Raw genomic sequence first — 16489 nt, 5'->3', positions numbered from 1 at the left:
ATAAGCAATCAGCATGACAGAGTTGAGTTAGAAGATGGGTTCCACGAAAAAAGGGATGCTTTGTGTACTGGCAGCGGCCGTATTATGGGGCAGCTCCGGGGTGTGTGCGCAGTACATTATGGAGAAGAGTCATATTTCGTCGCCGTGGTTAACCATGACGCGACTGCTGTTCACCGGCGTGATTTTGTTAACGCTCTCGTTTGTGCATGGCGACAAGATTTTCGCGATCCTCAAAAGCCGCAAAGACACCTTCAGTTTGCTGTTTTTCTCGCTGTTTGGCGCACTGATTGTGCAGCTCACCTTTTTATTGACCATTGAAAAATCTAACGCCGCCACCGCGACGGTACTGCAATTTTTGTCGCCGACGATTATCGTGGCCTGGTTTGCGCTGGTGCGTAAAGCCCGACCAACGCTGCCCGTGGCATCCGCCATTTTCACCTCGCTGCTTGGCACCTTTCTGTTGGTGACGCATGGCAAACTGACGTCGCTCTCTATTTCTCCGGAAGCGCTGCTGTGGGGAATTGTCTCGGCATTTTCTGCCGCGTTCTATACCACCTATCCCGCAGCGCTTATCGCCCGTTACGGCACGTTGCCGATTGTCGGCTGGAGTATGTTGCTGGCCGGGCTGATGCTGACCCCGTTCTTTGGTGGGCAAGGGGGGGATTTTGTTGTCGATGGCCGCCTGTTGATGGCGTTTTTCTACCTGGTGGTGATCGGCACGGCGCTCACGTTCAGCCTTTATCTGAAAGGCGCGCAACTCATTGGCGGTTCGAAAGCCAGCATTCTCAGTTGTGCCGAACCGCTGAGCAGCGCCCTGCTCTCGGTGGTATTGTTGGGGGTGGCGTTCTCCCTGCCAGACTGGCTGGGCACGCTATTGATTGTCTCATCGGTGATGCTCATTTCGCTCGATTCCCGCCGCAAAGTACGGGTCGCAGCCTGATAGTCACAAGGCCTGATAGCGCGTTGCTTATCAGGCCTGTATGCATTCTACGTTACGCTCTGACCTTCACTTTTGCTGCCACCAACAGTGCGGTCAGTAACATCAGACTACCGGACAGTACCAGCGGCGACAGCAGCCCGTAGTGATCCAGTGCAAAACCGCCAATCGCCGCACCACAGGTATTGGCAAGCTGGATCACCGCCACCTGAATGGAACCGGCTTTCTCCGCCTGATCGGCCAACGAACGGGTGATCCACGTTGACCAGCCAACCGGCACCAGCGCAAACCCCAGTCCCCAGATAATGGCGATGCCAGCAGCAACAACTTTATCGGAACCCCAGAAGATCAATACCAACGCACTTGCCGCCAGCGTGAGTGGCGCCAGCGCCAGTGCCATTTTCACCGAGCGCTTCATCACCATCGGCGAGATCGAAGTGCCGACAAAACTGGCAATACCAAAGCTCAGCAACACCAGCGTAAGCCCATCGACATCAAACCCAGCCAGGTTCATGTACACAGGGCGAATATAGGTAAAAAACGAGAACTGCCCGGCGAAGACCATAAAGATCGCCAGCATTCCCGCCGCCACTCCCGGGCGTTTGAGCAGGCCAAACATATTCTGGTGATGCTCAGTTTTACCCGGCAACGACGGCAGCGCCATCCATACCCAGGCAATACAAGCGAACCCCATCAATGCGGCGGCATTGAACACGTTGCGCCAGCCGATAATACCGCCCAGGAAACTGCCAAGCGGCGCGGCGATCACCAGCGCAATAGACACTGCGCCAAAAATCACTGACAGCGCTTTCGGGATAGTGCGCGCCGGTACCAACCGCATGGTCAGTGAGGCCGACATTGCCCAGAAACCACCTAACGCGAGCCCGAGGCAAGCGCGTCCTGCCAGCAGCAGCGTAAAGCTATTGGCAAAAGAGACCAGCAGGCAGGAGAGGGTTAACAATACGGCAAAGGCCAGTACCACATACCGCCGGTCCATCGCACGGATCACGGTGGTAATAAACAGGCTGGCGAACATGGCGACAAAAGCAGTTACGGTCACGGTTTGCCCGGCGACCCCTTCAGAAACGCCGAGATCCAGTGCCATTGGCGTGAGCAGGCTGACCGGTAAAAACTCCACCGTGATCAGACACGCCACACAAAACGCCACAGCAAAGACGGCGGACCAGTTAGGGCGAATTACCGCATCCGTTGAAGATTGCGTCACAGATTGCTCAGTCATGTATCACCCGCTTAGTTTTTATTCGTGAAAGTCGCGCAGTGTAACATTCATAATCTGTGACGCAATTAACAATTTGGCAACTCTTTACCCGGAGGCAGTTGACCCTCACCCCGGCCCTCTCCCTGGAAGGGAGAGGGGGAAAACCACCACATATCTCACCCGCGCCCCAGAAAGTCGGGAGGTTATTCCCTCCCCCTACGGCGAGAGGCGCAGGAAGAGGAGGAAATTACGCAGTTCGCGCGTTACGCGCTGCGGTCGCCAGGCCGACTATCCACTCCTGGTGCGCGTTGATCATCGGGTTCGGTACGGTGCTGGCAAGCTGTTGCGCTGGTACGCCGCGTTGCGACTCCTGCGTCAGGATGCGGACACGCCCGCCGGGTAAATCCTCAAACAGCCAGGCGTGGATCACGTCCAGCCGTGAGCTGGCGTCACCTTCAACCCAGCCATACCAGGCAATACGCGCGGCCTGGCCTTCCACAGGCGGCACATATTCACTCACCTGCGCCTCCACCGGGAAACCGAAAGTGGTAAAACGAAAACGGGCGTTGGCGCTTAACAGCGGGCCGCTACCGTCATGGAAACGGATATCCTGCGCATTGCTGTAATAGGTCGGCCAGAGGGTAGTGTCGTTCAGTTGCGCCCAAATCTCCTGCGCCGTTAACCCCGCGACAATGATTTCGTTGGAGGTAAAGTTATCGGTGGTGCCCGGCAGGTAGTCTTGCGGCCAGATTATCGCGCTTTGGGTCAGTGATTGCGTCATGGTGTACCTCGTCAGTAATTAACGAGGGCCACTATGCGTAGCGCAGTGTTATAAATCTAATGGTTATCTTTGATAAACGTTATAACGCAGCGTGATATCAGTGCAGCCAGTGCACACCGTCTTCGGGAATAAATAACGCGTTATAGCGCATCTGGAAATTGTTCAGCTCGGCGTTATCCGGCTCCAGCTCACGTAAAAAACCGAGTGCCAGGCGTACCTGCGCATCGGTAATCGGTGCCGCCAGCCGCCCTTTTTGCATCAGCCGATGCCAGTACTGCAAGTTTTGCTCGCTGCTGTCGACAATGCATACCTGCCAGATCAGCAACACCTGCGCCGCATTTTGCAGGTGGGCCTCGTCCGGGCGCGCCAGATAAGCCAGATATTCCCCCCCTGCGGTTTTGCCCATCTGGTCGATCATCGATTCGACTGGCACGGGCTGGAGCGTAAGTCGGTCGGTGAGGCGGCGTATCGCACGGCGGGAATCGGAGGTTAATACCCTGAAACCAATCACAAAAACAACCACCAGCGTTGCCAGCATCAACCAAATCATAACCGCTCCTGAGCAGAAAAGAGGCTCATCATACGGGTAAAACGCACGCCACGGACAGTCGTAAATGCGATAATCTTTGTTATCGACTGACCGGGTCATCATCATGAATAACGATATCAGAAACCTCGATCTCAACCTGCTTAAAACCCTTGATGCGCTGCTGGATGAGCGAAACGTCACGCGTGCAGCGGCGCGTCTTTCGTTAACCCAACCGGCGGTGAGCGGCATGCTGACGCGACTGCGCGACTACTTTGCCGACCCGCTGTTTATTCGCGCGCCGCACGGTATGGTGCCAACGGTTCGCGCACACGCGCTGGCGGCCCCGGTCAAACGCATCCTCGAAGACATTGACCTGTTACTGAAACCCATCGCGTTCGACCCGCAGGTAGCCACGCTTACCTGGACGCTGGCCGCTACGGACTACGCGCTCAAAGTGGTGATCGTGCCGTTTATTGCGGCGTTAAAAACACAAGCGCCGGGCATCCGCGTACGCGTAGAACCGGTCGAGCCCCGGCAACTGGTGAGCCAGCTTGAACGCGGTGAGATTGATGTGGCCTTAATGACGCCCTACAGCACACCGCCAGAGCTACATAGCCGGGCGCTGTTTGATGAGCGTTTTGTTTGCATGATGCGCGCCAACCACCCGGATGCCGCGCGGGAAAGTTTATCGCTGGACAGATTCTGTGCGCTGGAGCATGCGCTGGTCTCGTGGGATGGCGACCGCTTTCGCGGCGTGGTGGATGAAGCGCTGGCGGCACAGGGCAGAACGCGGCGTGTGAGCGTGTCGGTGGGTAACTTTCTGATCCTGCCAGACATCCTGGCAGCCAGCGATATGGTGGCCGTTGTGCCACAGCGGCTCGCCAATCTGACCGAAGGCATGAGCACGCTGGCAACGCCTCTGCCGGTGCCGGGTTTTACGAAAACCATGACCTGGCACGAACGTACTCACCGCGATCCGGCACACCAGTGGTTGCGTAACGTGCTGCTGGAAACCAGTCAGGGCTAACGCGCCCGGATCACGGGCGCATCAACGAGAGGGTTACTCAATACCGGTTGTGACGTGGAACTGCCGCGTTTCCCCTGGCGCCAACGTCAGCAAGCTGCCATTGCGCTGCGCCGCAAGGAATCCTTCCGGGCGACAAGTGGCAGGCAGGGCAAAGGCCGCCACCTGCTGGTCGCCGTTGTAAAGGATCCAGCGGGTAGCATAGTTAAACTCACGGCTGGAAAAACGCGTCAGATACGTTACGCCATCCGGGCCGTGCATCCGGAAGGTCGGCACATCGGTGTAACGGTTGAGCTTATCGGCGAAAAAGACAATTTCCGGATCGTAAAACGCCGGTTGCGTCAGTGCAGTCAGCGTTGCTTCACCCTGCTGTAAACGGCGGTTAAAAGCCAGCCACTGCTCCGTTGGTTTCACATGTGCTGGCACCGACTCGCGCAGCGTCAATGCGTCTTCCGGCAGGTTCTGACTGAACGTTGCCTGGGGTACATACGCGTAATTCATATGGCACATGTACTGGAGCGGCATCGGGGCAGACGCCAGATTAGTCACCGCCATCTCAATAGCAAACAACGCGCTGTTGCTGCGCAGCACCACCGACGGCTGCGCCAGATAGTGATTGCCAAACCCCATCACATACTCATAGCGCCCGCTCAGGCGGAGCGTGTCCCCTTCCAGCTCCAGCCAGGCCTCGTCCATCGATGCGCACGCCATTTCACCGTGCAGGGCGTGCGTGTCTTCCGGTGATGGACAACCGTTCGCCAGCAGCCCGGAGTGGAACGCAAAGCAGCCGTAAGTTTCCACAATCTGCTGTGCTGGTTTCGGCTGGCTGAACATGTTACGCATGGTCAGGGATCGATCATCGAAATACGCATCCCAGATCATCTGCCCCAGCCAGGGCAGCACCAGCAGATGGCCGCGGGCATTCTCCATTTTCAGCGCTTCAATTCCGCCCGGATAGCGAAACGCGCTGACGGTAAAGTCACGGTTTTCCAGAAGGATGCGCGGCTGCGCAGTAAACAACTCACGCCAGAGCGCCAGACGTGTGGTCATCATCATCTCCTTAAGAAGCCGTCGCTTCGGTCAGTTCACGGCGCACTTTACTCTCACGCCAGAAATAAACACCGACGTAGACAAAGCACAGCATAGAAACCAGGAACGAGAGCTGTAGCGAGTGGAACATATCCGCCACGTATCCCTGCACCGCTGGCACCACGGCTGCGCCGACAATTGCCATCACAATCACCGCGCCCGCCATTTCGGTATGTTCGTTATCCACCGTATCCAGCGTACCGGCATAGATGGTCGCCCAGCAGGGTCCGAACAGCACACTGACCGCCACCGCTACATAGACCGCGCTGAAGCTCGGCGCCAGCGCAACATAGGCAAGGAACAGCGCGCCAACGATCGCATACATAATGAGGACTTTCGCCGGGTTAAAACGCGTCATCAACATGTTGGCGACAAACTTGCCAATAAAGAAACAGGCGAAGCTGTACACCATAAAGTTCGAGGCATCGCGCTCGTTGATATCCCCCAGTTCCAGCGCCAGACGAATGGTGAATGACCAGACAGCAACCTGCATCCCCACATACAGAAACTGCGCGAGGATCCCACGACGAAAGCGGCTATTGGTTGCCAGATAACGCAGCGTGTCCAGCGCAGACGGGCGTTTATGTGCGGCGGTTTGCGCCACTTTGCATGCCGGGAAGCGGGTGAACATAAACAGCGCCATCACCACAACCAGCACCATAATCATGTACTTATACGGTTCGAGGGTGTTTTCCAGCATCAGGACTTTAAAGTGATGGATCTGCTCCGGCGTCATGCCCGCCATCTGTTTTTGCAGACTATCGCCGTCGGAAAACACCAAATATTTCCCCAGCAAAATGCCGGATGCCGCACCAATCGGGTAGAAGGTCTGACTGATATTCAGACGCAACGTGGCCTGCGCTTTTGGCCCCAGCATCGAACTGTAAGTATTGGCGGCGGTTTCAAGAAAACTCAGACCGATGGCAATGGCGAAAATCGCCGCCAGAAACATGGTGTAGGTCGCCATATGAGAGGCAGGAAAGAACAGCGTACAACCCACGATATACAACGTCAGGCCGATTAAAATCGCCATCTTATAACTGCTGTTTTTGATAACCAGCGAGGCCGGAAGGGCAATTAAGAAATAACCACCATAAAATGCACTCTGTACTAATGCGGAAGCAAAATTACTTAATGAGAAAACACTTTTAAACTGTGTAATTAATATGTCATTTAATGCAGCGGCACATCCCCATAACGGGAATAAACAGGATAACAGAATAAACTGGAACAATGGCGTTTTATTCAGATAGCCATCGGGCATCTGAACGATATTTTTTTCGTTCATAGTGCTACCTTTAATTTTGCAGGGTACCGGCCTGAGGTATTACCGGCTGTATTTTATTAAACACAGCCGCAATAATTCAGGCGTGATTATTCATTGAACGTCAGAAACTCATTAAACTGCTCAATACTCGGGTAAGATGATTGTGTGCCTTTACCCGTCACGCTGAACGCGGCGAAGAGTGAGGCCTTCTTCATGGCGGTTTCCACATCACCGCTTTGTACATAGTAGTGGGCAAAACAGCCGATAAACGCATCACCAGCGCCGCTGGTATCAATAGCATTCACTTTTATGGCCGAAATATGCAACTCACGATCGCGGGTCATCCACAGTGCGCCTTTTTCCCCCATAGTGACAATAATATTGTTCAGCCCTTTATCAATCAGGCTGCGGGCCGCCACACGAATATGGTCATAATTATCCACCGGCATGCCAGTAAGAATTTCCAGCTCAGTTTCATTCGGTATAAAGAAATCACACTTGCAGGCATAAGACATATCTAATTCACGCAGTGCCGGTGCCGGATTTAATAATACGTCGATGCCATGTTTTTTACCGAATTCAATCGCGTGGTAAACCGTCTCTAATTGAACCTCCAGTTGCAGCACAATCAGTTTGCATTTTTTAAGGTCTTCCGCAGCGCGATCAATATCTTCCGGAGAAAGAAATTTGTTCGCCCCTTTGATAATTAAAATACTGTTACTGGAGTTAGGGTTAACAAAAATCGGCGCGACGCCGCTGCTGGTGCAGGGGACTTTCTCAACATAGGTGGTGTTAATGCCCCAGGACTCGAGGTTGCGGATGGTGTTGTCGGCAAAAATATCATCGCCCACTTTGGTCAGCATCAACACTTTCGAGTTGAGTTTCGCTGCGGCAACCGCCTGGTTTGCGCCTTTGCCGCCACAGCCAATTTTGAAGGCAGGTGCTTCCAGCGTTTCTCCCTCTTTCGGCATCTGATGGGTATAGGTGATGAGATCCACCATGTTGGAGCCAATAACGGCGATATCCATTTTAGTCCCTCTCTGAAACAATCACATAACAATGATATTATCGTAACATTATCATGTTATTTTAGTATCATTTGTGACTCCGCTCGCGATTACGGGATCCGGCTTTGCCTGCCACTTTCGTCACAGTTACTGCATATCCTCGGATTAAGCACATATCCAGCACGAACATTTAAATGTTACTATAGGAACATAAGAGGTGAGCAGGAGAACAACTGAATGGAAACCAAGCAAAAAGAGCGTATCCGCCGCCTGGTGGAACTGCTGAAAAAGACGGACCGTATCCACCTGAAAGACGCAGCGCGGATGCTGGAAGTGTCGGTGATGACGATCCGCCGGGATTTCAGCCAGGAAGATGAACCGCTGCCGCTGGCGCTATTAGGTGGTTACATTGTGATGGTGAATAAACCAGCCGCTCCCACCCCAGCGACGAACGCTATTGCTGCTCGCCCGCACCATAAAGATGATTTACCGATCGCCATCCTGGCCGCCGGACTGGTGAACGAAAACGATCTGGTCTTCTTTGATAACGGACCGGAAATGCCGTTGGTCATCAGCATGATACCGGATGAAATCACTTTTACCGGCATTTGCTATTCCCACCAGGTGTTTATGGCGCTGAACGCCAAACCGAACGCCACCGCCATGTTATGCGGCGGTACCTATCGCGCTAAAAGCGATGCCTTCTATGCGCCGGACAACCACTCGTTGCTGGATGCGTTGAATCCGCGCAAAGCCTTTATTTCCGCCAGCGGCGTGCATGAACACTATGGCGTAACCTGGTTCAACATTGATGATTTACCCATCAAGCGCAAAGCGATGGCGCACGGCATGCGCAAAATTTTACTGGCGCGTTACGCACTGTTTGATGAAGTGGCGCCTGCCAGCATTGCCCCGCTTTCAGCGTTTGACGTGCTGGTGAGCGATCGGCCGCTGCCGCCAGAGTACCCGGCGCACTGCCGCAATGCGTTTGTGAAAGTGATTACACCGGATTCCGACAGCGAAGCGACCCTCTGACCCGGTGCACAAGGCACCGGGTTACGTCCACGGTTACTCGAAAAACAGGCCAAGCTTATTAAACACACCGGGATCGGTCGGGTGACGGATGATTTGCACCACGTCTTCGAGTTTATCTATCTGACTGATCATCTGCTCCAGACGCTGATCGTTAGCGACCTGTAGCCAGATGCGGCTCTGCTCACCACGTTGTAGCGGCAAACAGAGAATGCCTTCCACGTTAAATGCCCGACGGGCAAACAACCCGCAGACGTGAGTCATGACGCCCGGATGGTTGCGCACGGTGAGTTCAAGAATGACGTTATCAGTTGCATGCATGGCTTATTCCCCCACCATTTCTGTATTCGCCGCGCCTGGCGGCACCATCGGGTACACTTTTTCTTGCGGGTCGATGCGTACATGGACCAGTGCGGGGCCGGGACGATCAATGATCGCCTGCAAGGCCGCCTGAGGATCGGCAACGGCGTTTAAATCGCAGGTATGCAGACCAAAACCGGCGGCAATCTGGGTGAAATTAATCATTCCCGGATAGGTTGCCGCAAACACGCCTTGTTTGTAGAACAGGCTCTGCTGCTGGTGTACCAGCCCCAGCGCTTCGTTATTCATCAGAATGATTTTCACATCCAGATTGTTTTCCGCAGCGGTGGCCATCTCCTGGATGTTCATCATCAGGCTACCGTCACCGGAGAAGCAAATAACCTTGCGCGTCGGGTTCGCCAGTGCAGCACCGATCGCGGTGGGTAAACCGAAGCCCATGGTTCCCAGACCGCCAGACGTCAACCACTGGCGTGGGCGGTTCAACGGATAAGCCTGCGCCGCCCACATCTGATGCTGACCAACGTCCGTGGTAATAATGGCCTCATCGTCCACACACGCGGCAACCGCGTTGATCAGCCCATAGTGGGTTAACGGATCGCCCGCCTGAGGAATGTTGCCCGGAAACTCCTGCTGTAACTGCGCTACCAGGTTGCGCCAGCTATGACGCGACTGCGCTTCCACGTGCGGGATCAACGCATCCAGCACTTCGCCCACATCCCCCTGGATAGCCACATGCGCCTGCTTGATTTTCCCCAGCTCCGCACGGTCGATATCCACATGAATGATATTGGCGTTCGGACAGAACTGCTCAGTTTTACCGATCGCCCGGTCATCAAAACGCGCACCCAGCACTACCAGCAGATCCGCTTCCTGCAGGATATGGTTGGTACTGCGTGCGCCGTGCATACCCAGCATGCCCAATGACAACGGATGTTGCTTCGGCAGCATGCCCAGCGCCATCAGCGTCATGGTGGTCGGCAGATTGGCTTTCTCCGCGAGCAGGCGAACCTGTTCCGGCGCGTTAATCACCCCGCCGCCCAGGTACAACACCGGGCGCTGCGCGGCATTAATCATGTCAGCGGCGTCACGCACGCTTTGCGCATTATACGCAGGTGCAGGGGCTTTACCGCCCGCTTCCGGCAATTCGCTCAAGGTGATTTCTGCGGTCTGCACATCTTTAGGAATATCTATCCACACCGGGCCAGGACGACCAGACTGCGCAATGCGGAACGCATCGCTGATCACCTGCGGCAGTTCGGCAATGTCGCGCACCAGGTAGTTATGTTTTGTGATGGGGATAGAGATGCCGTAAGTGTCGACTTCCTGAAAGGCGTCTGTGCCAATCATTGAAGCCGGAACCTGGCCGGTAATGCAAATCAGCGGAATAGAGTCGAGGCGCGCATCGGCGATGGCAGTCACCAGATTGGTAGCACCCGGCCCGCTACAGGCCATACATACTGCCGGTTTTCCCTGCGTGCGGGCCATGCCCTGGGCGATAAATCCGGCCCCTTGCTCGTGACGGGCGAGGATATGGCGGATCTGCTTACTCTGACTTAATGCGTCGTATAAAGGGAGAACCGTACCACCAGGGATACCCGTTACCGTGGTAATGCCCTGACGTTCCAGTAAATGAACTATCAGTTGCGCGCCGGTGTAGCGCGTCGATGGTGATGTTGTGCCCGAACTTGCCATGCTCCAGTCCTTATTGTTCTGGGCCGACTTTCCAGGGAGGCTAAAACAAGAAACCCCGCCCGGTTTGCGCCGGCGGGGTTTTGGAATCGTGTGTTGTTCCGGACCCTACGGCGCATTGCCGACGACCACCACCACACGCACGACGACCACCGCGGCGTTATGCGCGGTTTTTAGTAGGTTCATCGACATCGTGGAAGTGTTCATTAGGGACCTGTCTGTCATAAGTTAACAGGATTTATACAAGCACAGGTTTTAGCCGCCGACAACTGCTTTTTACGCACCGGCAGAAAAGTGAGCCATAGATCACGTTTGTTTGCACAGGGCATGAAAACAAAAAACCCCGCCGGAGCGAGGTTTTTAACAGCTTTTCGCGGTTGGTCGCCGCAAAACACACTGCGTTACGTCAACAGCGAAACTATACGGCAATTTTAGTATTCGCGCAATTTTCGGGCGGTTTACCCCGCATTCATTATGGTTCACGGCGCGAAAATCGTCCAGATAATACTGTATATATAAACAGTATTAATATATACTGACCTTGTAATCGGTGTGTGGGGGCCGCTGTTCTACGGCGCAGATAAAGTCCTGGCTGAAACGGGTGGTGCCGTCAGTACCTTAACCCTAATGAGAGCACACTGCGTTACGCCAACAACAAGGCTGACAACAGGCAGCGGAAAGGTACGTCAGCCGGTGCTCCTTAACCCGAGGAGAAGCGTATGGGCGGAATGGAGATGACGATTCTGATCCTGAAACTCATTGTTGCGTTACTGCAACTGCTTGATGCCGTCCTGAAATACCTGCGGTAATTCAGGTTCAAGCCGCACAAAAGAGGGGCGGGAAACCGCCCCTCTTTAACACCCGTCATCTGGCTTCAATGCACAGCAGCATGTTACCTTTTGCTGACACTCCACTGACGCAACCCATTATGACTTTTTCTGTTTTCTGCATTCTGCTGTTCGCCGCCCTGCTACACGCAAGCTGGAACGCCATTGTGAAAGCAGGCAGCGATAAACTCTATTCTGCTATCGCCGTAAGTGGCTCTGCGTCATTCATTGCGCTGATTTTACTCCCCTTTTCCCCCCAACCTGACCTTGCCAGCGCGCCGTATCTCGCGGCAAGTTGCGCGTTGCAGGTGGTTTACACCGTACTGGTAGCAAAAACGTATCAGGTTTCAGACATGAGCCAGACCTACCCCCTGATGCGTGGCACTGCACCATTGCTGGTGGCGGTGATAAGCGTGCTGATATTGGGTGATTCGCTTTCCTTCACCGCATGGGGAGGGATTGCCGTGGTTTGCCTCTCCATTCTCGGCATGGCGTTTAATGGGCGAAACCAGTCACGCAAAGGAATTTGGCTGGCGCTGCTCAACTCCTGCTTTATTGCCGGGTATACGCTGGTAGACGGTACCGGCGTGCGCCTCGCAGGATCTGCGCTGGGTTACTCACTGTGGACCTTTTTCCTCAACGGATTTTGCTTGTTGTGTTGGGCAATGCTGGCGCGGCGGCAAGCGGTGAGCCGTTATCTGGTTGCCAACTGGAAAATAGGTCTGCCTGGCGGTATTGGCACCATGGGATCTTATGGGCTGGCCCTGTGGGCCATGACGCAAGCGCCGTTGGCGGTGGTGGCCGCACTGCGCGAAACGTCGATTCTGTTCGGCGCGATTATTGCCTTTGTGCTGTTAAAAGAGAACGTCGCCGGACTGCGTATAGCCGCAGCGTTTGGCATTGCCGCCGGCGCTATTTTGTTGCGCCTTTCATGATGCAAACTGGCAACAAAAGTTGCCGAATATTGTTTACAAATCCTGCCTGATGCAGCGTTGTCTTTGCTGCCTTCCATAGTGGTTCTGTCATCTTACTGTGGTAGATTCCTCTCGCATTAAGGCTGTACAGCAGCAACTTATTCTTTAATTTCCCATTTTCTAAAAGTAATCAGCGAAATGAAAAGGCAGAGAAACGTCAATTTGTTATTGATGCTGGTGCTCCTGGTCGCCGTCGGGCAGATGGCGCAAACCATTTATATTCCGGCCATTGCCGATATGGCACACGACCTGAATGTCCGTGAAGGAGCGGTGCAAAGCGTGATGGCGGCCTACCTGCTGACCTACGGCGTATCACAGCTTTTTTATGGTCCGCTGGCGGACCGCATCGGGCGTCGCCCGGTGATCCTCGCCGGGATGACCATCTTTATGCTGGCGACGGTGATTGCCATCACCACCCACAGCTTAACGGTGCTAATCCTCGCCAGCGCGCTTCAGGGCGTCGGTACCGGCGTCGGCGGTGTGATGGCTCGAACGTTGCCGCGCGACCTTTACGCCGGTACCGAACTGCGGCATGCCAACAGCCTGTTGAATATGGGCATTCTGGTGAGTCCTTTACTGGCGCCGTTAATCGGCGGGGTACTGAATACGCTGGTGAACTGGCGCGCCTGTTTTGTTTTCCTGCTGGCACTGTGCGCGGTGGTGACCTTCAGCATGGCGCGCTGGATGCCGGAAACCCGGCCCACCGAAGCGCCACGCATGCGACTGATGGACAGCTACAAGGTCCTGTTCGGCAATACCGCATTTAACTGCTATCTGCTGATGCTGATTGGCGGACTGGCGGGGATTGCGGTGTTTGAGGCCAGCTCCGGCGTATTGATGGGCGGCGTATTAGGTCTCAACAGCATGACGGTAAGCATTCTGTTTATTCTGCCAATCCCGGCGGCGTTTTTCGGCGCGTGGTTTGCTGGTCGGCAGAACAAACGTTTCTCTTCCCTGATGTGGCAATCGGTGATCAGTTGCCTGGCGGCCGGGTTAATGATGTGGATCCCCGGCTGGTTTGGGGTGATGACCATCTGGACGCTACTGGTTCCCGCTGCACTGTTCTTCTTCGGTGCCGGGATGCTGTTCCCTCTGGCGACCAGCGGCGCAATGGAGCCCTTCCCGTTTCTGGCAGGCACTGCCGGTGCGCTGGTCGGCGGCTTACAGAACATCGGCTCCGGTGGTCTGGCGTGGTTGTCAGCCCAACTGCCGCAAAACGGCCAGTTTAGCCTTGGGATGCTGATGACGCTGGCGGCTCTTTTGATTCTGTTGTGCTGGCTACCGCTGGCGTCGCGCTCTGCGCGCCATGAGCAGATGATCTAGCTTCATGGTGGCCCGGCTTCACGTCGGGCTTTTCACACTCCGGCGTGATCATCACTTTCAGCAGCGGCTCCGGCGCGGGCCGCCATGCACCCTCTTCGCCATCGTAAAACTGCGTGTCCGCATTAATGGCATAAGGGATTTTCGCCCGACTCAATTCGCAAGCCATAAAGTTGGCGAACGCCATTTGCGACTCCGTGGGCATGCTTTTCATCGACTCACCTACCGCCCATCCCCCAACCCAGCTGGCATGACCGGTTTTCTGCTGCCAGTGCAGAGCAAGGTTAATGCGCCCGCGGATCGCTGCTTTCTCCGCCGCCGTGCCCGACGTCCACGGGTATTTACCGTTATTTTTCAGCGGTCCCCACGGGAAGATATGCCACTCCGCCAGTAAATAACTCTGGCTGCGTGCTGGCAACTTCAGAGAAGTCAGGTCTTCCGGTGCTGCACGCATACGCGGCGCAATAAAAATCATGCGCTGAGGATCGATATCGTGCAGGGTTTTGACGACTTTTTCATAGGCGCGGTTGAGCGCAGGCAAATCATGGTTGAGTTTATCGGCCGGTTCATAAATGACATCAAAACCGAGCATCGGGTGATCTGTGCCAAAAAACGTGGCGACGGTGCTCCACCATGCCACCAGTTGAGCTTCGTTTTTTGCATCCGGGTCGGCTTTAAAGCTGTCTGCCTGGTAGGAGATCACCGGGATCACACCGTACTCTTCACAAGCTTCCACCAGTTTACGCAGGTGGATTAAGCGAGCTTCCGTCATCGGGTCAGCCACACGAATGCGGACATGGCGGATCCCAACGTTATAAAAGTCGCGCACAATCAGCGGATCAAATTCGCGGATACCGCGGTCAGTGCGCGCCCAGTCGACGTCCATTCCCACCCCTAACTGTTGCGCGTAATGCGCCGCCGTTAGCGGAGTATCGGCGGCAAACGCAGGGGTTGTCGCCAGCAACATAACAGCAGTAATCAGTGGCTTTAACACAGTTGACCTTGCGAAAATTAGGGGTGATTACATGTATTTATCATGCTTTGGCGCCCCAGGTGTAGCGCCAAAGCGTAATAAATTCTCACTGACTCTCCATACTTGCGCCCACAGCGTATTCCTGTTTTCTTTACGCATCCACTCCCGACAAAAGTGAACCGATGAAAAACGCCGATATTGAGAAACTCATCCAGCAGTACCCGCTGGTTAAGCAACTGATCGACCTGCAAGAAACGCGCTGGTTTAACCCTAATACTACCTCTGTTGCGCAGGCTTTGCCGCATGTTGGCCTGAGTGCGCAAGATGTTCACGACGCACACGCACGTCTTGCCCGTTTTGCGCCGTTTCTGGCGCAGGCCTTTCCGGAAACGGCCGTAAGCCAGGGCATTATTGAATCGGAGGTGGTGCCGATCCCCGCGATGCAGCGTCGTATTGGCCCGGCAGTAACCGGCGAATTATGGCTGAAAAAAGACAGCCACTTGCCGATTTCCGGCTCGATCAAAGCCCGGGGTGGCATTTATGAAGTTCTGACGCATGCAGAAAAACTCGCTATTGCCGCCGGGTTACTGAGTGAACAGGATGATTACGGCAAGCTGTTGTCACCGACGTTCGCACGCTTTTTCGGCCAGTACAGCATTGCCGTCGGCTCCACCGGCAACCTCGGCCTGTCGATTGGCATCATCAGCGCGCGCCTCGGTTTTAACGTCACTGTGCATATGTCTGCCGATGCGCGGGCGTGGAAAAAGGCCAAATTGCGCAGCCACGGCGTGAAGGTAGTGGAATACGCAGAGGATTACGGTGTCGCCGTTGAACAAGGGCGGCTGGCGGCGGCGAACGATGCAAACTGCTTTTTTATCGATGATGAAAACTCGCGCACGCTGTTTTTAGGCTACGCCGTCGCCGGGCAGCGCCTCAAAGATCAATTTACCCGCCTCGGTAAAGTCATCGATCGCGCGCACCCGTTGTTTGTCTATCTGCCTTGCGGCGTGGGCGGCGGCCCCGGTGGTGTGGCATTCGGTCTGAAACTGGCTTTTGGCGATGATGTACACTGTATTTTCGCAGAACCGACGCACTCCCCGTGCATGTTGTTAGGGGTTTATACCGGCTTGCATGACGGCATTGCCGTGCAGGATCTGGGGATAGATAACCTGACTGCCGCCGATGGACTGGCGGTAGGGCGCGCCTCCGGCTTTGTCGGTCGGGCAATGGAGCGCCTGCTGGATGGTTTCTACACCGTCGATGATCGCACGCTTTATAGCCTGCTCAGTTGGCTTTCGCAGGAAGAGGGCATTCAACTGGAGCCCTCGGCGCTGGCAGGGATGGCCGGGCCACAGCAGATCTGCACCGATACGACTTACCATCGGCTACACGGGTTCAGCAACAGTCAACTCGCACAGGCCACGCATCTGGTATGGGCGACCGGCGGCGGTATGGTGCCTGCTGACGAGATGGCACAGTATCTGGCAACAGCGCGATAAA

17 protein-coding genes are annotated in these 16489 nt (G+C 55.0%); 7 read left to right on the top strand and 10 right to left on the bottom strand.

Annotation, left to right across the window (positions count from 1 at the left end):
- Window positions 1–34 precede the first annotated feature (34 nt).
- Window positions 35–940: an EamA family transporter gene (locus O9K67_RS00165; RefSeq protein ID WP_061492427.1), complete on the top strand. Its 906-nt coding sequence runs from the start codon at window positions 35–37 to the stop codon at window positions 938–940.
- A gap of 52 nt (window positions 941–992) precedes the next feature.
- On the opposite strand, the gene nepI is transcribed toward O9K67_RS00165, so the two are convergent.
- The 3 genes from nepI to O9K67_RS00150 form a co-directional block, all read right to left on the bottom strand.
- Window positions 993–2177 (bottom strand): purine ribonucleoside efflux pump NepI, encoded by a 1185-nt coding sequence (nepI, locus tag O9K67_RS00160; protein ID WP_061492426.1) that lies wholly within the window; start codon window positions 2175–2177, stop codon window positions 993–995.
- Between the two features lie 226 nt (window positions 2178–2403).
- Window positions 2404–2937 carry an SRPBCC family protein gene (locus O9K67_RS00155; RefSeq protein WP_061492425.1) on the bottom strand — a complete coding sequence of 178 codons (534 nt, stop codon included), beginning with the start codon at window positions 2935–2937 and terminating at the stop codon, window positions 2404–2406.
- Window positions 2938–3034: 97 nt separating this feature from the next.
- Window positions 3035–3487, bottom strand: a complete 453-nt coding sequence (locus O9K67_RS00150) for a DUF1198 domain-containing protein (RefSeq protein WP_061492424.1) — start codon at window positions 3485–3487, stop codon at window positions 3035–3037.
- A gap of 103 nt (window positions 3488–3590) precedes the next feature.
- Here O9K67_RS00150 and O9K67_RS00145 point away from each other — a divergent pair, with 103 nt between their 5' ends.
- Window positions 3591–4493: a LysR family transcriptional regulator gene (locus O9K67_RS00145; protein ID WP_061492423.1), complete on the top strand. Its 903-nt coding sequence runs from the start codon at window positions 3591–3593 to the stop codon at window positions 4491–4493.
- Between the two features lie 33 nt (window positions 4494–4526).
- On the opposite strand, the gene O9K67_RS00140 is transcribed toward O9K67_RS00145, so the two are convergent.
- From O9K67_RS00140 to rbsK, 3 genes are all read right to left on the bottom strand, one after another.
- Window positions 4527–5540 carry an aldose 1-epimerase family protein gene (locus tag O9K67_RS00140; RefSeq protein WP_061492422.1) on the bottom strand — a complete coding sequence of 338 codons (1014 nt, stop codon included), beginning with the start codon at window positions 5538–5540 and terminating at the stop codon, window positions 4527–4529.
- 10 nt (window positions 5541–5550) lie between these two features.
- Window positions 5551–6867: an L-fucose:H+ symporter permease gene (gene fucP / locus O9K67_RS00135; RefSeq protein WP_061492421.1), complete on the bottom strand. Its 1317-nt coding sequence runs from the start codon at window positions 6865–6867 to the stop codon at window positions 5551–5553.
- Window positions 6868–6953: 86 nt separating this feature from the next.
- Window positions 6954–7874 (bottom strand): ribokinase, encoded by a 921-nt coding sequence (gene rbsK, locus O9K67_RS00130; RefSeq protein WP_061492420.1) that lies wholly within the window; start codon window positions 7872–7874, stop codon window positions 6954–6956.
- 216 nt (window positions 7875–8090) lie between these two features.
- Between rbsK and O9K67_RS00125 the strand changes: the two genes are divergently transcribed.
- Complete coding sequence (locus tag O9K67_RS00125; RefSeq protein ID WP_061492419.1) at window positions 8091–8888, top strand: DeoR family transcriptional regulator; 798 nt, start codon at window positions 8091–8093, stop codon at window positions 8886–8888.
- A 33-nt stretch (window positions 8889–8921) separates the two neighbouring features.
- Here the strand turns inward: O9K67_RS00125 and ilvN are convergent, their stop codons facing one another.
- The 3 genes from ilvN to ivbL form a co-directional block, all read right to left on the bottom strand.
- Window positions 8922–9206: an acetolactate synthase small subunit gene (gene ilvN, locus O9K67_RS00120; RefSeq protein ID WP_061492418.1), complete on the bottom strand. Its 285-nt coding sequence runs from the start codon at window positions 9204–9206 to the stop codon at window positions 8922–8924.
- A gap of 3 nt (window positions 9207–9209) precedes the next feature.
- Window positions 9210–10898 (bottom strand): acetolactate synthase large subunit, encoded by a 1689-nt coding sequence (gene ilvB, locus O9K67_RS00115; RefSeq protein ID WP_061492417.1) that lies wholly within the window; start codon window positions 10896–10898, stop codon window positions 9210–9212.
- Window positions 10899–11003: 105 nt separating this feature from the next.
- The gene (gene ivbL / locus O9K67_RS00110) at window positions 11004–11102 is read right to left on the bottom strand and encodes an ilvB operon leader peptide IvbL (protein ID WP_134319157.1); all 99 of its coding nucleotides are present in this window, start codon (window positions 11100–11102) and stop codon (window positions 11004–11006) included.
- Between the two features lie 512 nt (window positions 11103–11614).
- Between ivbL and tisB the strand changes: the two genes are divergently transcribed.
- The 3 genes from tisB (at window position 11615) to emrD (ending at window position 14019) form a co-directional block, all read left to right on the top strand.
- Window positions 11615–11704 (top strand): type I toxin-antitoxin system toxin TisB, encoded by a 90-nt coding sequence (tisB, locus tag O9K67_RS00105; RefSeq protein WP_061492416.1) that lies wholly within the window; start codon window positions 11615–11617, stop codon window positions 11702–11704.
- A gap of 119 nt (window positions 11705–11823) precedes the next feature.
- Window positions 11824–12657: a DMT family transporter gene (locus O9K67_RS00100; protein WP_061499667.1), complete on the top strand. Its 834-nt coding sequence runs from the start codon at window positions 11824–11826 to the stop codon at window positions 12655–12657.
- Window positions 12658–12834: 177 nt separating this feature from the next.
- Complete coding sequence (gene emrD, locus O9K67_RS00095; RefSeq protein WP_061492415.1) at window positions 12835–14019, top strand: multidrug efflux MFS transporter EmrD; 1185 nt, start codon at window positions 12835–12837, stop codon at window positions 14017–14019.
- Here emrD and O9K67_RS00090 read toward each other — a convergent pair.
- Window positions 13922–15010, bottom strand: coding sequence for a cellulase family glycosylhydrolase (locus O9K67_RS00090; RefSeq protein WP_170933824.1), 1089 nt, complete (start codon window positions 15008–15010; stop codon window positions 13922–13924). The two genes, emrD and O9K67_RS00090, sit on opposite strands and share 98 nt — an antisense overlap.
- 161 nt (window positions 15011–15171) lie before the next feature.
- On the opposite strand from O9K67_RS00090, the gene O9K67_RS00085 reads away from it, so the two are divergent.
- Window positions 15172–16488 carry a D-serine ammonia-lyase gene (locus O9K67_RS00085; protein ID WP_061492414.1) on the top strand — a complete coding sequence of 439 codons (1317 nt, stop codon included), beginning with the start codon at window positions 15172–15174 and terminating at the stop codon, window positions 16486–16488.
- Window position 16489 lies beyond the last annotated feature (1 nt).

Origin of the sequence: Kosakonia oryzendophytica, assembly GCF_027886705.1 — a bacterium.
GTDB classification, from domain to species: domain Bacteria; phylum Pseudomonadota; class Gammaproteobacteria; order Enterobacterales; family Enterobacteriaceae; genus Kosakonia; species Kosakonia oryzendophytica.
Note: the sequence above shows the minus strand (reverse complement) of the source record. Positions and strands in the feature narration are given on the sequence as shown.

Bases quoted from the DNA above. Each gene is read 5' to 3' on its own strand.
- O9K67_RS00165 (WP_061492427.1), top strand. From the start codon at position 35: ATGGGTTCCACGAAAAAAGGGATGCTTTGTGTACTGGCAGCGGCCGTA.
- nepI (WP_061492426.1), bottom strand. From the start codon at position 2,177: ATGACTGAGCAATCTGTGACGCAATCTTCAACGGATGCGGTAATTCGC.
- O9K67_RS00155 (WP_061492425.1), bottom strand. From the start codon at position 2,937: ATGACGCAATCACTGACCCAAAGCGCGATAATCTGGCCGCAAGACTAC.
- O9K67_RS00150 (WP_061492424.1), bottom strand. From the start codon at position 3,487: ATGATTTGGTTGATGCTGGCAACGCTGGTGGTTGTTTTTGTGATTGGT.
- O9K67_RS00145 (WP_061492423.1), top strand. From the start codon at position 3,591: ATGAATAACGATATCAGAAACCTCGATCTCAACCTGCTTAAAACCCTT.
- O9K67_RS00140 (WP_061492422.1), bottom strand. From the start codon at position 5,540: ATGACCACACGTCTGGCGCTCTGGCGTGAGTTGTTTACTGCGCAGCCG.
- fucP (WP_061492421.1), bottom strand. From the start codon at position 6,867: ATGAACGAAAAAAATATCGTTCAGATGCCCGATGGCTATCTGAATAAA.
- rbsK (WP_061492420.1), bottom strand. From the start codon at position 7,874: ATGGATATCGCCGTTATTGGCTCCAACATGGTGGATCTCATCACCTAT.
- O9K67_RS00125 (WP_061492419.1), top strand. From the start codon at position 8,091: ATGGAAACCAAGCAAAAAGAGCGTATCCGCCGCCTGGTGGAACTGCTG.
- ilvN (WP_061492418.1), bottom strand. From the start codon at position 9,206: ATGCATGCAACTGATAACGTCATTCTTGAACTCACCGTGCGCAACCAT.
- ilvB (WP_061492417.1), bottom strand. From the start codon at position 10,898: ATGGCAAGTTCGGGCACAACATCACCATCGACGCGCTACACCGGCGCG.
- ivbL (WP_134319157.1), bottom strand. From the start codon at position 11,102: ATGAACACTTCCACGATGTCGATGAACCTACTAAAAACCGCGCATAAC.
- tisB (WP_061492416.1), top strand. From the start codon at position 11,615: ATGGGCGGAATGGAGATGACGATTCTGATCCTGAAACTCATTGTTGCG.
- O9K67_RS00100 (WP_061499667.1), top strand. From the start codon at position 11,824: ATGACTTTTTCTGTTTTCTGCATTCTGCTGTTCGCCGCCCTGCTACAC.
- emrD (WP_061492415.1), top strand. From the start codon at position 12,835: ATGAAAAGGCAGAGAAACGTCAATTTGTTATTGATGCTGGTGCTCCTG.
- O9K67_RS00085 (WP_061492414.1), top strand. From the start codon at position 15,172: ATGAAAAACGCCGATATTGAGAAACTCATCCAGCAGTACCCGCTGGTT.